Here is a 15,956-nt window from a genome sequence, read left to right as displayed (position 1 = left end):
CTGTTGCCAGTAGGCAACAGAAACTTGTAAACGAAGATAGAAAAATAGGCTCTGCGGCCACCTTTCCAATTATACACTGGCTTGCCAAGCAGCGTAAAGGGGATTTTTGTGGCGACCGGTTTTGTAAGAGATTGGTCTATAGTCGCGCCATAGTATCTCTTACCGTTTTTCATCACCTACTTAAACGCAGGCTTTAAGGAAAAGTTGCGGGGTTTCAAAGTTTTCTGTAAAAAACTTTTGAAAAAGCCAGGCCTTCCGGACTAGGAAGGCCTGGCTCACTCTATTGCCTATCAGGGAACCTTGCCCTGATTCTTCAGTACCCGCATAGCCACGACTGCAGCTTCCGCACGGGTGAAGGGGCTCAGCGGATCAAAACTCATCGTCCCCTTGTCGTAGAGGTTTTCTTTACCCGTTATAAATTTGGCCTTGTTAACGGCCTCTACCGAGGTACGGGCGTAGTAATCAATGATCTTCGCATCGGTAAATGCCTTTTGCAGAGCCGCCAGCGACTTGTCTGGATCCGTCCCCAGCTTAAGCTTCCCAGCCCTTGCGATCATGACAGCCGCATCCTGACGGGTGATGGATAGGGTAGGAGCGAAGCTTTGCTCTGTCACCCCCCGGATGATACCGGCCCGTGCAGCCGTCTCGATATAACGGTAATCGCGGGTCACCGTCGATTGACTTGGGCTCACATCAATGAAGGACAATTTGCCGGAGTAGTTCAGCGGCAGATCGAAAATCTTCACAAGAAGCTGTGCAAATTCACCGCGAGAGATATTTTCACTCGGAACGAAGGCATTGTTTTGCAGGTTGAACATGTAGCCTTTGGCATACAAGGCGTCCAACTCGTTGCGCGCCCACGGATGATTGATTACGTCCGGCCAGCTGTTGGACAGGTAGAAGACCCGGTAATAGCCGAACTCCTGGAACGGAACGGTGATCGTGTTCTTGCTCGTATCCACAACACCTCCGACATTCTTCCAGGTCGGAATCGAAGAGGTTACTCCCGCTTCATTAACATGGAACCCGAAGTGCATGACCGTTACGTACCGCCATGCCGACGGGGTAACTTTGGGATCATATTGGAGGGTAAGCTTGCCCATTTGGTTTGTGATAAGGTTATCCGTTGCGGAACGGTTGTTGAAAGGCAGATAAGTCGGTCCGTCGCCCGGCGTTTTCTTCCCGATCATACTAACGGCAAATGGAAGTACCCCGCCCTTGTTCACATTGTCTGGAGATGGTTCAATGGCTTTTACCATTGCATAGCCCGCATCCATGTAATAGAGAGGACTCGCTGGCAAGAAACGCCCTGTGCGATCCACGAGTTGATTCGGAAGATCGGGGCTCGTCGCATAGTAGTCCTCGTCTCGATCAACCAACTGCCCCGAGGTGCCGTTGGCAATACCGAAGAGCAAGTAGCGCTCGCTGTAGAGATCCGGCTTTGTGGACTTATCATTTCGCGTCAAGAAGGTGTTTTTCGGGAAGCTCAATTGGATCTGGTTGTTAAACACCTTTAAACTTGAGCCGAGCTGCGTTTTGTAACGCGCTCCTTCAACTGGCGTATCTGCATAGTTGAGAACAAGCGTCCCGTTGATCTTCGATTTTCCTTTTACAACGGTGAACTTGATGCTGTTCTTCCCAGACTTCAGATTTCGAGCTTCATAGGAGAAGGTATTGGGGGCTACTTCGTTAGCCTCTACCTTACCGAACAGAAGTTGGTCAGCGCCTTCCGAGGTAAGCTCGATCGTTTGGTAATTGCTCGTAATGTTCGCTTGCAGTTCTCCCTTCGCATTCGTAATCAGCGTTGGGAACGTAATCTTGTAAGGAAGCGGCTCGCGGCGAATCGTGATCGTCCGAGTCACCTTGATGTTCGAGGCATTGGTAATCTCGAATTCAAAGGTCGTGTCGCTATACTTGCTCAGAACAATGGTTTCCGTCGAGAAGGTGGTTGAACTGATTTTGCCCGCCGTGAAGAAGATCGCATTGTTCCAGTCAAAATCACCTACACTCTCCGGGCTTCCGATCGTCCTGCCGGACAAGCTTGTGATCGTTTGCGAGCGAGAAACCGGCTCACCCTGTGCGTTGGTGGCACGAACCGTAAGTTTCATGCTCGTCGCACCGGTCAACTGACCCTTAATCACAGCGCTGTCCAATTGGGTGGAATACGTATCGGTTATGGAACCAGGAATGAAGTCGTTCGTATTCGTATTCTCGGGATAGACCGAAACGAAGTTCGGAGCCGAATCCTTATAATAGAAGAACTCGTACGTTACCTTCGACACAAGCACCTTGTTGTTGTAGATGCTGAATTTGATTGTATTGAGTCCGTTCAGAAACGCTGTAGAGGTTACATCGTAGGCAAACTGACCGGTGAATCGACCATCGGCATACTTGAAGCCGCTAAGTGCCGCGTTCAGGGTATCCTCTTGTCCGTCGTTAATCGAGATTCTGACATTGGGCATTTCGGTCTGGGAGACGTTCACCAGCCGTCCATTCAGCTTATTATTGGCAAATGGAGTGATGACATCCTGGAAGACCTGACCCTTCGTCAAGTTGGTCAAGATGACATACGGGGCAACATTAATATTTAGTGTATAACTAACGCTATTAGCTGGATCAACCGTCGTTCCTGTATAAGGGGTAAACGTAATCGTGTGCTGCCCGTTCAGCATCTCATCCAGGATATATTCACCATAGTTCGTGACAATGGTTTTATCAGCAACGATCTTTCCATCAATCTTGACCTGCACTTTATCCGCATTCAATGTGTTGATGCGCAGCTTGCGGGGCAGTTCGGTCACGGTACTGACGGGGGCAAGCTCGGTAAATTCTGCATCAACGTTCGCAGCGGCCGTAGAAGACCCGATCCCGACAGAGGTTACGGTCGGACTGGAAGCATTGACGTACGTGATCGTGAACGTCTGCTCGAACGGGTTTACTGCCGCATTAGTCGTGTTGGAAAACTCCAAGACGATCGTTTGCGCCTTGCGGTGCGTGCTGGTAAGCGCAAGGTTTCCGGTGTACGTAAAGACCTTATAGGCGCTGGTGGACTGCGACGCATCCTCGGTCATAGACGCGAATGTTACCGGCGTGCTTGTCCCACCGGCCTTAAAGATAACTTGGTCGTATTTCAACGCGCCATTGCTGACCGGAACCTTGAAGTCGGTCTTCAGGGTCACATTGCTGTTATTCACGAAGGGGCTGGATGCCAACAGCTGATAGGTGGCGTCTAAAGCTCCAGCCGCCTTTACATTCGTGTGGAAAGCAAAGGCCTTGCCATTGTCATAGACAAACGAGCGCTGAAGCAGGTAGTAGCTCAAGGTGCTCGAGTTGGAGGCCTTGAATGTGAGCAGGTTATCCCCGGGCTTCAGGTTGAAGCCGCTCAAAGAGGAAGCATCAGAGGAGTCATCGTTCTTGATGGTGAAGGAGAAGAAGCCGTCCGGGAAGCTCGTCGTTTGCGTCCCTTCTACCCCCATCGCCGATGCCTCGACCTGCGTCGAGTTCTGAGCCGTACCGGTGATGGTCAGGCTATTGGTCGTATTCTCCAGAGGCTTCTTCGGGTAAATGCCGCCATCGAGAAAGACCTCTTCCCCAATCTTCAGGTTCGTGATGTTCGTAACCGTGGTCAAATAAGCCCAACCGGGAGGAGAAGAAACGCCGGAGCTGTCCGTCCCCATCTTGATCGTGATTCGGTTCAATCCCTCTGTTAGGGTTACATTGTTGAACACGATCTGATTGCCGCTTAAGGTCGCCTTATTCAGCTTTTCGATGACCGTCTGCTTGGTATCCGGGTTGTACACTTCATAGAAAATGCTTTGTACTTGTTCTTCGCTGATCCCCGTCACGTTCGCGCGAAGGGTGATCGGATTGGACGTATAACGCGGGATGCTGCTGTCGTCTATCGGTTTTCCGGTTGCGGGGTTTACCTGGCTGTCGGTCGTGGTATAGAGTCCGGTTATCATGATCGACGCGCCGGCCGCTTGAGCAGGTGCCGGAACGAGAGCGACAAGTAGGGAAAAGATCAGGGCGATGCTCAACCATTTCTTCGCATGCTGTGCCAAGAGGAATCCTCCTTGTGATTCAAAATCGATTGATGCTGCTTGACGGCGGTGCAGGCCCGGCTGGCGCAAACGATGCTCCTCCTTTACTACAGCTTGCCGGAAAACCTTATTCTCTACCATGGTTATCGGACAAGGGCACTCGATACTTTAGCCCAACCTGACAATCTGTCCGTAAAAAGGAAAGGCCCGGTCCAAGAGGACCGAGCCTTGTTCATGTATGAAAAGAATGAATTATTTCGATTTCCCTGATGTCAAAGCGCGCTGCAGGAAGTGAAGCACCGGCTTTTTCTTCTTGCCCATGATGCCGATAAATTCAGCCCCGAGCTCCAGGCCGCATAGAATCACGACGACCAGAATAACGGTTACCCAATTTTGCTTCTGGGTCATGAGGATCGCGCACAAGCCGAAGGCGGCGGAAATGCCATAAATGATGAGGACCGTCTTGCGCATGCTGAACCCCAGGTTCATCAGGCAATGGTGCAAGTGGCCTTTGTCCGCAACGGAAATGGGCTTGTTGTTCAGCTTGCGCCGAACGATGGCCAGCAGCGTATCGGAGATCGGCACGCCCAGTACGAGGAGCGGCACGAGGAAGGACACGATCGTAGCTTGCTTGTAGCCCATGATCGACAGAATCGAGAGCGCGTAGCCAAGGAACAAGGCACCCGAATCGCCCATGAAGATCTTCGCCGGATGGAAGTTGAAGACGAGAAATCCAAGCGAGCTGCCGATGAGAAGCAGGCAAAGCAGGATGACCATCGGATTCGAGTAAGGCATAAGCACCGCTACAACGAGAATCGTCCCGGCCGAGATACTCGATACCCCTGCAGACAGACCGTCGAGGCCGTCGATCAGGTTAATTGCATTGGTAACCCCTACGATCCAGAGAAGGGTGAGCGGAATGCTGATCCACGCCTCGTTGATCGGAAGAGAGCTGCTGAACGGAATGTTAACCACATCGATCTCAAGCCCAAAGGAGACGGCGATGCCGGCGGCAAGGAACTGACCGAGCAGCTTCAGCTTAGGCGATAGGTTAAACCGGTCGTCCAGAGCACCGGTGAGTGCGATAACAAATCCGCCAAGGATGAGGCCAAGCGCAACATTATCCTTATCGTTATAGATAATACCGGGACTTACAATGAAGTAGGAGAGGATGAATGCTAGGAAAATAGCCAAACCGCCGAGAAGCGGCATCGGCTTCGTATGAACGCTGCGGTGATTGGGGACGGATACGGCACCAACACGGTGAGCTAACTTGGACATGAGCGGCGTAAGCAGTACAGACAGCGCAATGGATGCGGCAAAGCCGATCATGTAAATCCACCAACTCAATGGTTTCAACCCCTTTACTTCTTCTGCCATGGTGAAGGCCCTGTTTGATCTCTATGGGCCTATGACTTGAGATTTCGTAGGACTTCCTCACCGGAAGCCACTCTTGCATTAGCCGCTGCATACCCTCTTGAGTCGATCTCCCCAGCCTTGTCACTATCTTTCCTTTCAGGCATGGAAAAGAGCACTCAGCGGCTCCTATCTCACTATAATAACATGTAACCCGCTAGACAAACCAGCGAAACGCGCAAATCCCCCGCCAATCGTCGATTTGGCGGGGGATTTGCGGCATTATTTCAAGTTTTCTTTGTCTCTCATCACTTTCATAGCAAATTTCGGCAGGACAAGCATTCTCTTGAACCGGGTCGGCTCTTTGGCCAAACGATAGAACCACTCCAGCCGAAGCTTAATCATCCAGCCCGGCGCTCGCTTCAGCTTACCGGCGAGGATGTCGAGGCTCCCCCCGACCCCCATCACCAGCGGTACGCCCAGCGCTTCTTTGTAGCGGTCGATCCAAGGCTCCTGCGTATCGGCACCTCTGCCTACAAAGAGCAGGTCGGGAGCCGCTTGGCGGATCTCCTCAATGACCTTCCGATCTTGATCGGACTTGAAGTACCCGTCTCGATAGCCCGCCAGAATTGCCTTCGGATAGCGTTCTTTGAGCTTGGCCGCCGCAACCTCGATCGTATCGGGAGCGGTGCCGAGGAGGTAAACCTTCCAGCCTCGCTGTTCCCCGATGCGGATCAACTCGTGCATCAGTTCGATGCCTGCTACCTTCTCCGCCACCGGCTTGCCGATGTACTTGGTGGCCCAGACGACGCCGGCTCCATCGGGCACGATGATATCCGCCCGCAGCATCATGTCCATGTAGGCAGGATCATCAAGCGCGGCCATCAACATGATCGGGTTCGCCGTGACCACTTGGGTCGGCTCCTTCTCTTCCACAAAGCGTACGAGCCGATCGACGGTCTGCGAAAAGTTTAATTTGCTAAAGGGTACACCGTATAGGGAAACGGAAGGAATGTCCGGTCTCAACAAAGATCATCCTTTCTTCGCGAGCAGTTCCACGATCCGCTCGGCGGGCCGATGAGCTTCGCTCTTGAGCGTATCAATCAGCGGCCCCGCCGTCCGCGTCCAGGCCTCGCGGGAATCGAGCAAGAGAAGCGACTCCCGGGCGATGACACCTGCGTCCATGCGCTCCGTGGAGGCGACCGCGGTTCGCTTCAGCCGCGCGAGGAACTGGTCGATCTTCGGGTCGTAGGAGATGCCGGCCACCGGCACCTGCTGCGAAGCGGCATAGATCAGCGAATGCAGGCGCATCCCGATGAGGAGGCTGCATTCGCCCACCGCCGCGAGCATCGCCTGCGGGTGGTCGAGCCCGCCGGCGATCCGCACATCCGGCGCGTCCTCTGCGCACATCCGCCGAATGACTTCGCGCGAGGCTTCCTCGTCATCCGGCAGATGGAAGGGCAGGAAGCGCACCTCCACCGCCCGCTCGCGGCGAATCTGTTTCAGCGCATCGGCGAGAGCAGCCAGCTCCGAGCGGTCCTCGTTCCAGAAGCGGACCGACACGCCGATGACCGGCAGCGAGCCTACCCGTTCGGCTTGCTCCTCGTGACCTGCTACGGCTGCTTCCTCAGCCGGAGCCGAGGTTCGCAGCGGCAAGCCCATGACGGGATCCGGCACGATCTCTGCCGGCCGGCGGAGCCCCATCCGCTTGAGCAGCTCCGCGGACTCTTTATCCCGTACCGAGACATAGGCCGAGCGGGCGAAGGTACGCCGGATCGGGCCGAAAAAGACCTTCCGTCCCACCGGGCCGATCCCCTGCGAGTAAATGAAGGTTGGCTTGCCCAGCCATTGGGCCAGCTTCAAAATACCGAGATAATACGGAATGGTCAGCTTGCCCGTCGCATCCTGCAGCAGGCTTCCGCCGCCGCTGATCAAGCCGTCGCTCTGCCGGATGGCGGAAAGCACTTCCCCGAGCTTCATCCGATGCACGGCTTTCACGCCGTACATCCGCTCCGTCCAAGCCGGGTCTATCGAAAGCACGACCGGTTCAATGGCAACGCCCGCCCGCTCCCCCTCCGCTTGGAGGGCGAGAAGGATGGATTGAAGCACCGCTTCATCTCCACTGTTTCGGAAGCCGTAATAGCCGGAGAGAACTACCTGACGAACGGTTCTGCCCATTTCCTCCAACCCCTTGCCGCAAGATTCCACAAGCCGACGAGTGCGAAGCCGATCACCGCGCCGAGCAGGAGGCCGTAGCCCACCCGGATGGCCGAGATGAAGACCGGCGTATGCAGGTGGGTAAATGTTCCAACCATATCGACCTGGCCAATCACCCCAAGAGCGAATAGCCAGAGTCCGAAAGGTTTGCGATAACGGAGCCACACGTAAGCCCCAAGGATAAAGAGCGGGTGACCGATCAGGAATTCCTTGTTCCGGGGACGGACGCCAAGGGTGTTTTCCAGGAAGGAGCGGAACACCATTTCCGTACCGCTTACTTGCCCTTCATTGCCCGTACGGGACATGTAGTACAGCATCGCTCCCCCGAGGAAAACAGCTGCCACCACCCACAGCACCGTAATGGGGGAAGCCAGGAGGCGCTTCAGCTTGCGCACCTGCTCTCCCTTACCTTGGCCTTCACTGAACAGCAAGAGGTAGATGGCGACGATGGCGATGGGCAGAGCGCCCAGTGCTTTCACGCCGGTGAACTGGTTGAGCAGCAGGCTGAACGAAATATGATTGAGTAACCCCACGACGTAAACAGCTCCAAGGAGCGACAAAACCGTAGTGCGCAGGAACAGGTTCACGACCGCTCCGCTAGCCGCCTCGGAGGCCCGAGGCTTGCGAAGCCGCTTGATCGCGAGAATCATCGCCAAGCTGGCGGAGCTTACGCCAACAGCAAGAGCGAGCAGCTTGTAGAGCATGATCGAAGAAAGCACATACAACCCGCCTCCGCCTACCAAGCCGAGCGCGTAAACAGGAAGCGCCAGCGACGGGAAGAACGCCGCGACCAGCAAGGTCACGAACGCGATGGCCCCTGCCACCACAAAAGGCTTCAGCAGCGACGGAACCGGGCTTTCGGTCAGGACAAATTGGAGCGCCGGCCCCTTGTCCGTTTTGTACCCGGCTGCCTCTATGCGTTCAATGGCCCCCTCCTTCCCTTGAAGGGAGCGATAGAGCGGTGCAAGAGGATCGGTAAGCGTCGCCTTGTCGACATTCCGGAATGCGCGGGCATTCAGGAAGATCATGCGGATGTTGCGGTCCTTGACCGCGAGCACAAACCGATCGGACGCCGTCTTGATCCGGTTATCCAGCTCTTCGGTAGAGAGGGTCGGGGACAGCTTGTCTGCATCGGCTTCCGTGAACGAGTGGGCGCGAAGCACATTGTAATGAAGCTTGGAGGCAAGCGTCCCAATGCCTCCCGGTGTCTTGATCAGCTCGACGGCAGCCAGTCCGATGCCATGCTTGTCCATCAGATCGGCGAAATCATCGATGTGGTTCGCATCGTCTTCCCCATAACCGGGAACGTAATCGCCTTCGACGATCATCGTCTTGGCCCCAGCTGCTGCGTAGGAGGACAAAATCTTGTCCATGTCATCCTGAACATACGGCTGGTGACGATTCGAGATCCGCGGAACGATGCGGAACCCCTTCTCCTTCAGGTCTTGAAGTGCGATCGGGTCGGGGCCAAGCGGCTTAAGGACAGCTTCGTCGGGAGAGGCATTGATTACCATACCCGGCCGCCCCTGGTAGTTCCATTCCGAAGTGGTCAGCTTGTATTGACTGAACCAATACGTAATCTCCGGCTGCAGCTTCGCCCGGGTTGCTTCGTCGGCGAACAGGAGGTAAGTGTTGTTCTCCCGAGGCGAGGCCAAGTTGCCGACGAGAAGGGAGACGTCCTTCTCCGTGAACAGATAGATGCGGCGGGCGAGCTGAAGCTCGCTCAGCGTCGCCTCATAGACGGCGACTGAGCGAATACCCGCCTTCTTCAGCTCTTCCAGCTGCGTCGAGACGAAAGCCTGCGGGTCATCCTTGACCGCACTGATTTCGAGCAGGTCGCGATAATCCATGACGAACTCGACTCGGTCCGTGGAGCGTTCGGTCTGTATCCGTGCATAAGCGAGCGGCAGCGAGGCCAACAGCCCCAGCACCACCATGATCCACAGCCCCTTGAGGGCGAGGCGGTTCCATTTGGCATACCCTTTCAACCTGTCCAACTCCTGTTCCATTCAAATTCCGGCAAAAAGGTCCGCTTGCGGCAGGAGCATGCTCCTGCCCTCAAGAGGACCCGTTGTCCGCTCGAGCCGAGCGGATTAGCCGATATTCACCTCAGACCGGGGAATCCAGGCGGATCCCCCGTTCGGCCGGAAGGCGATTAAGCGTCTACGCGGGCCATAACGACATCCGACAGGGCGGTGAGAAGGTCGCGGGACTGTTCCGCCGTTGCACCTTTAACGGCAAAGTATACTTTGATCTTCGGTTCCGTACCGGACGGACGAAGCGTAAACCACGAGCCGTCAGCGAGAACGTACTTCAATACGTTTTCGCGTGGCAGCCCTTGGATGCCTTGCGAGTAGTCCAGCACCTCGGCTACCTTCACCCCGCTGACTTCCACCGGCGGGTTCTTGCGCCAGTCTTCCATGATGCCGCGGATCTTCTCCACGCCTTCCTTGCCCTTCAGGGTACGGGACTCCAGCTTCTCCAGGAAGTAGCCGTACTCCTCATACAGCGACAGAAGGACATCGTACAATGTCTTTCCTTGCTTTTTGTAATAAGCAGCCGCTTCGGCAATCAGCATGCAGGCCACAACAGCGTCTTTATCACGGGCATAGTTGCCGGCCAGGTAGCCGTAGCTTTCTTCGTAGCCGAACAGGAACGTATGGCTGCCCGTTGCATCGAATTCGGTCATCTTCTCGCCGATGTATTTGAACCCGGTCAGCGTGTTCATCACTTCTACGCCGAAGCTCTTCGCGATAACCGCGCCCATCTCGCTCGTCACGATCGTCTTGATCACGGCTCCGTTCGCCGGAATCGCCCCGCGATCCTTCAGGCTGCTGAGCAGGTAGTGGACCATGATCGCACCCGATTGGTTCCCGGTGAGCACGTTGTACTCGCCCGATGCGTCGCGGACGACCGCGCCCATCCGGTCGCAGTCCGGGTCGGTGCCGATGATGAGATCCGCATCAATCTTCTTGGCCAGCTCCACCGCAAGCGTGAAGGCAGCGCGTTCTTCCGGGTTCGGCGACTTCACCGTCGAGAACAGCGGGTCCGGCTGCTCCTGCTCCGGCACCACATGAACTTCGCGGAAGCCGATTTCCTTCAGAGCGCGGCGAACACTCAGATTCCCTGCTCCGTGCAGCGGCGTGTAAACGATCTTGACCTTGTCGCCCATTTCCTTGGCGGTGTCCGGGTTCGGGCTGACCGAGGTGACGGCGTGGATGAACTTCGCGTCCACTTCCTCACCGAGCCAGTTCAAGAGCCCCTTCTCCTCCGCTTCGCTGCGGGAGATACGCTTCACGGACGTGAAAATATCAAGCTTGCCGATCTCGGCGATGACCGCACCGGCTGCTTCCGCAACCATCTGGCCGCCGTCCGGACCGTATACCTTGTAGCCGTTATATTCCGGCGGGTTGTGGCTTGCGGTGACGACGATCCCGGCTGACGAGCCGAGCTCGCGCACGCTGAACGACAGCTCCGGCGTCGGGCGAAGGCTTTCGAAGACATAGGCCTTGATGCCGTTTGCGGCAAGCACCAGAGCGGCTTCGAGCGAGAACTCCGGCGATTTGTTCCGCGAGTCGTACGCGATCACAACCGAGTGAGAGCGGCTCGTGTCCTGCAGCAGGTAGTTGGCCAGCCCTTGAGAGGCCCGGCCCACCGTGTACAGGTTCATGCGGTTCGTTCCAACGCCAACCACGCCGCGCATGCCGCCCGTTCCGAATTCCAAATCGCGATAGAAGCGATCCTCCACTTCCTTCGGTTGATCTTGAATGGCTTCCAGTTCCCGTTTCGTTTCTTCGTCGCCCTTTTCCAGCCAGAGGCGATATTCCGCGCTTACCCGTTCATTTTCCGTCATGTCAAATTCCTCCTTAACCCACTCGTTCTCCATGTTGTCTTGCTTCTTGTAAATTCCTTGTTTGTCTTGTTGGCTTACTCCGCCGGTCGATCCGCCAGCGCAAACATCAGCTCTCCCTCGGCCACAATGCGGTCGCCTACTTTGGCGACGCCTTGCCCCTTGCCGATCGAGCCTTTGAACCGCGTCACGGTCATCTCAAGCGTCAGGGTATCCCCGGGGAAGACCTGCCCCCGGAACCGAAAGCCGTCGATGCCGGCCAGCAGGCCCAGCTTGTTTTTGTTGGCGGGAACCTGCAGCAGCGCCACCGCTCCTACCTGAGCGAGCGCTTCCGCAATCAGTACACCGGGCATAACCGGGTACCCGGGAAAATGACCGGCAAAAAACGGTTCGTTGATGGTGACATTCTTCACCCCCACCGCCCGCTTGCCTGCCTCAACCTCAAGAATGCGGTCTACCAGCAAAAACGGGTAGCGATGCGGAATGATCTCCTGAATTTCCTTTGCAGTAAACATCGAGCCGCCCCTTTCCAATGAACTCTAAGTATGGAATTGCACCAGCTGTCAGCCAGCCATCCGGTTCCCCGGAGCCAGCCGCCCTATGCGGCCATGGACAGCCTCGTAAAGCTTGCTCACCCGCCTGTTACCGGTTCGGGCCATCCACCGGCCTCGTCGCCATGACACGCTTAGTTCCCTTCCTCGTTAACTCGCTTGACCGAGATGGCATAGATCGAGGTGGTGAGGAAGGAGAAGGTGATCACAACCCATAGAAACGGCACGGAATGCTTCACCCTCATGACGATCAGAAGAATCGCCAAATAGAAGAGCACCGTGGTCAGCTTGCCCATCGCATTGGCAGGAACGGTCTTTTTCCCCCGCACTTTGAACAGTACGGAAGCGACGATCATCCCGGCATCGCGAAAGACAACGGCCGCAGCCGCTTGCCACGGAATCCACTTGATATAAAGGAGGGAAAATACCACCGTAAGCATCATCAGCTTGTCTGCCAGCGGGTCGAGCATCGAGCCAAGCTCCGTTACTTGCTGCCGCTTACGGGCAATGTACCCGTCCAGCACATCCGTGAGGCCGGCGAGCAGCATGATCAGAAAAGCCGATGTCTCGTGTCCACTCAAGAAGACATAGAGGTACACGGGAATCAGCAGAAAACGCAACAAAGTCAAGACATTGGGTAATGTCAAAGGTCTGCTCTCCTCGTTGAAGGATTTCCATCCCTCCATTATACCTAGGAAACGTCGAAAAAAAAACTCCCTGAGCCAGGGAGCCTATGAAACGGAATTATGGTGCGTAGATCAGATCAAACGCGTGTCTCCACGTCTCCCATTTCCAGATATCGGACATCGGTTGTTTGCCCACATAGACATACCCGATGGTCATCCCTGCAAACAGAAAAAGAACGCACAAAAAAGGGATCGAGATGCGAATCCACAGCTTCAGGCGGCTCTTCTTCCGCTTCTTCGGCTTGCCGGCGGCAGGTTCCGTTCCATTTGCTCGGTTCGGATCTGATTTCCGATCTGCTTCGCGTTTTGATTCGACAGGAGCTTGGCGCTCTTCTTGAGGCGACATGGCTTCCTCCTCACTTGCGCGGCTGGCTGCCTCCTCCGATCCAATCAACCTCGAAGGTTGTTGGCGAGGTTCATCATGGTGTCAGCGGAGGTCAATGCCCGCGCATTCAATTGATAGGCCCTCTGCACGAGCAGGAGGTCGGACATTTCGTCGGACATGGACACGTTGGACTGCTCTAGCCAGCGCTGCCGGATGGAAAGCGGCGTATCGACGGTTCGGTTGGGGGAATCCGCGTCGAAATCAGCAGCCACGGCATCGCGTACGATCTGAGCCGCAGCATTATCCATGTCCCGAGGTACAATATAGAGATTATTCCCGATTTGTTCCAAATATTGCGGCTTTACGGCTACAGCCAGCTTCACACGACCCGCCACTCTTTTGTCATCGGGATCGTTCTGCTTGTACTCCATAACGGTTCCGTCCGTCGCAATCTGAACGTCATAGCCGTTCCGCACCCGGATCGGGTTCCCGGCATAATCGAGCACAGAGTGGCCTTCCGCAGTCGTCAGATACTGGTTTTGCGTATCTCCCGCCCGGGAAACCAGCTGGAAAGCCCCATCCCGGGTGTAAGCCGTCTGCCCATTGGCGTTCACTTCGAAGAAGGCGTCTCCCTCGATGCCGAGGTCGGTGTCCAGCCCGGTCTCCTTCAAGGAACCTTGCGTCAAGTCATACTGCACCTGACTGATCCGGCTTCCCCAGCTCTGCTGATAGCCGAGCGGAGACAGCCGGCCGTTCTGTTGGAATGCCTGCGGCTGCTGCTTGACGTTCATCAGAATATCGGCAAAATTGGCTTCCTTGCGTTTGTACCCCGTGGTAGTCAAATTTGCCATATTGTCGGCCAGAATGTCAAGCTTGCGCTGCAGGGCATTCATGGAACTCATGGAGGAAATAAGAGATGGATTCATGGCTCGTTAAACCCTCCCGACTTCGTTAACCGCTTTTTCGAGGCTGCGGTCGTAGTATTGAACCATCTTCTGGTTGGCTTCATAAGCGCGAAGGGCGTTGTTCAGCTCGACCATCGACTGCGCCGGATCGACGTTCGACTGCTCCAGGTATCCCTGGCGAATGGCAGCCTGGTGCGTATCCACCCAGTTGCCGAACTCGGCATTACGGACCCCGGCGTTATCCGCAAGCGCCGTAACCGTCCCCTCTTCGCCAGCATTAACCCGGTAGACGCTGTTCCCTTCGCGAACCAGCCGGTTCGGGTCTTCCACAACGGAGAGCAGCAGCCCCATTTGCTGACCGGCGGCATTCCTCAACGGCTCTCCGGTCACCGCGTTGAGGAAGCGGCCGTCCTCGGTTGCCTTTACCTCGGGGATCGCCCGTCCTGCGGCGTCCACCAGAACAATCGGCTGGCCGTCCAGTCCGAGAACCCGATAGCCTTCCGCGGTCATGAGCTCACCGGCCGCGTTCACTTCGAAGTTCCCGCTGCGGCTGTAGCGGGTTTCACCCTCCGGCGACTGCACGGTGAAGAACAGCTGCCGCTGGAAGACCCGGTTGCCGTCCGCGTCGAATGCCATGCCGGTTCCATTGAACTCCAGATTGGGAGACTCAATATTGGACGCGATGGCGAAGTCGAACTTGTTGCTCGTCTCCTTTAAATCGCCCTGTACGTAGAGAGAGGGATCTTCCTCGGCCAGGACGCCGGTATTCAGGCGGCCGATTTGACGAGAGGTCCCGCCGCTGGCTTGTCCACCTGAAAGAGCGATGAGCATTTCCGGGAAAGAGCGGGAGATCGCATTGACCTGCTTGTACCCCGCTGTTTGAAGGTTGGCTATGTTGTTTGTGACGGTGTCGTGCTTGCGCTGCTCAGCAATCATTCCCGCCGCTGCTGTGTAGAGTCCCCTGATCATCGGCTCACCCGCTTGTCCTTCAGATTTGCATTGCCTTTGTTCTTATCTTCCACTCGTGCCCATATGCTTGCGCGCCACCTTGTCCAGGTTGTCCAGCATGATGCCGGTTCCCTTGACGACACAGTGCATCGGGTCTTCCGCGATCAACACCGGTACCAGCAGCTCCTGGCTGAGGAGCTGATCAAACCCATGCAGCAGAGCGCCGCCTCCGGTCAGGATGATGCCCTTGTCGATGATATCGGCGGCTAACTCGGGCGGGGTCCGTTCCAGGACGGTCTTGGCCGAGGCGATGATGTGGGAGATCGGCTCCTGAAGCGCCTCCCTCACCTCTTCCGAGGTGATGTTCACCGTCTGCGGCATCCCGCTTACCATGTCCCGCCCGCGGATGTCCATCTGCTTGTCCACATAACTCGGGCTGACCGTTCCGATGCGAACCTTGATTTCCTCCGAGGTTCGCTCTCCGATCAGCAGCTTGTACTTATTCTTGATGTACTTCATGATCGCAGCGTCGAACTTGTCCCCTGCGACCTTGAGGGAGGAGGAGGTCACGATGTCGCCCATCGAGATGACGGCGACGTCGGTCGTCCCTCCGCCAATGTCCACCACCATGTTGCCGCTTGGCTGGAAGATGTCCATCCCGGCGCCAACGGCGGCTGCCTTCGGCTCTTCTTCCAGAAACACTTCGCGGGCGCCGCTCTTCTCCGCCGCCTCGCGAATCGCCTTCTGCTCCACGCTCGTCATGTTGGTGGGCCCGCAGATCAGAATCCGCGGGCTGCGGAGCCATGACTTCGCTCCGATCTTGCCGATGAAGTACTTGAGCATCATCTCGGTGATTTCGAAATCGGCGATCACGCCATCCCTCATGGGCCGGATGGCAATGATGTTGCCCGGAGTTCGACCTACCATCCTCCGGGCTTCCTCTCCTACTGCCAGAACGCGTTTCGTCTGGCTTTCGATAGCGACAACGGAAGGCTCATCGAGGACAATCCCCCGCCCCTTCACATAGATCAGCACGTTGGCTGTCCCCAAATCAATCCCGATATCCTTGCTCAACATC

At 56.1% G+C, this 15,956-nt stretch carries 12 protein-coding genes; all 12 read right to left on the bottom strand.

Features of this window, described 5'->3' with window-relative positions; all coding sequences use genetic code 11:
* Positions 1-290: 290 nt before the first annotated feature.
* Positions 291-4,061: an S-layer homology domain-containing protein gene (locus AAFN83_RS17665; RefSeq protein WP_347771758.1), complete on the bottom strand. Its 3,771-nt coding sequence runs from the start codon at positions 4,059-4,061 to the stop codon at positions 291-293.
* A 231-nt stretch (positions 4,062-4,292) separates the two neighbouring features.
* A complete protein-coding gene (locus AAFN83_RS17660) occupies positions 4,293-5,372 on the bottom strand; it encodes a glycosyltransferase family 4 protein (protein WP_347771940.1) in 1,080 nt (359 codons plus the stop codon).
* A gap of 306 nt (positions 5,373-5,678) precedes the next feature.
* Positions 5,679-6,422, bottom strand: coding sequence for a WecB/TagA/CpsF family glycosyltransferase (locus AAFN83_RS17655; RefSeq protein WP_347771756.1), 744 nt, complete (start codon positions 6,420-6,422; stop codon positions 5,679-5,681).
* Between the two features lie 6 nt (positions 6,423-6,428).
* Entirely contained in the window at positions 6,429-7,574 is a 1,146-nt protein-coding gene (gene csaB, locus AAFN83_RS17650) for a polysaccharide pyruvyl transferase CsaB (protein WP_347771754.1), read from the bottom strand.
* The gene (locus tag AAFN83_RS17645; protein WP_347771752.1) at positions 7,550-9,601 is read right to left on the bottom strand and encodes a DUF5693 family protein; all 2,052 of its coding nucleotides are present in this window, start codon (positions 9,599-9,601) and stop codon (positions 7,550-7,552) included. The genes csaB and AAFN83_RS17645 overlap by 25 nt, the downstream gene beginning before the upstream one ends.
* A gap of 167 nt (positions 9,602-9,768) precedes the next feature.
* On the bottom strand, positions 9,769-11,466 hold the full coding sequence (locus AAFN83_RS17640; RefSeq protein WP_347771750.1) for a phospho-sugar mutase: 1,698 nt from the start codon (positions 11,464-11,466) through the stop codon (positions 9,769-9,771).
* Positions 11,467-11,540: 74 nt separating this feature from the next.
* Positions 11,541-11,978 (bottom strand): 3-hydroxyacyl-ACP dehydratase FabZ, encoded by a 438-nt coding sequence (fabZ, locus tag AAFN83_RS17635; RefSeq protein WP_347771747.1) that lies wholly within the window; start codon positions 11,976-11,978, stop codon positions 11,541-11,543.
* 170 nt (positions 11,979-12,148) lie between these two features.
* A complete protein-coding gene (locus AAFN83_RS17630) occupies positions 12,149-12,661 on the bottom strand; it encodes a CDP-alcohol phosphatidyltransferase family protein (protein WP_347771745.1) in 513 nt (170 codons plus the stop codon).
* Positions 12,662-12,758: 97 nt separating this feature from the next.
* A complete protein-coding gene (locus tag AAFN83_RS17625) occupies positions 12,759-13,046 on the bottom strand; it encodes a DNA-directed RNA polymerase subunit beta (protein ID WP_347771743.1) in 288 nt (95 codons plus the stop codon).
* 44 nt (positions 13,047-13,090) lie between these two features.
* Positions 13,091-13,951, bottom strand: a complete 861-nt coding sequence (locus AAFN83_RS17620; protein ID WP_347771741.1) for a flagellar hook-basal body protein — start codon at positions 13,949-13,951, stop codon at positions 13,091-13,093.
* A 6-nt stretch (positions 13,952-13,957) separates the two neighbouring features.
* Positions 13,958-14,899, bottom strand: a complete 942-nt coding sequence (locus AAFN83_RS17615) for a flagellar hook-basal body protein (protein WP_347771739.1) — start codon at positions 14,897-14,899, stop codon at positions 13,958-13,960.
* Between the two features lie 42 nt (positions 14,900-14,941).
* On the bottom strand, positions 14,942-15,955 hold the full coding sequence (gene mreB / locus AAFN83_RS17610) for a rod shape-determining protein (protein ID WP_347771737.1): 1,014 nt from the start codon (positions 15,953-15,955) through the stop codon (positions 14,942-14,944).
* Between the last annotated feature and the right edge of the window lies 1 nt (position 15,956).

The organism is Gorillibacterium sp. CAU 1737 (assembly GCF_039888655.1).
In the GTDB taxonomy this organism is placed as follows: domain Bacteria; phylum Bacillota; class Bacilli; order Paenibacillales; family NBRC-103111; genus Gorillibacterium.
Note: the sequence above shows the minus strand (reverse complement) of the source record. Positions and strands in the feature narration are given on the sequence as shown.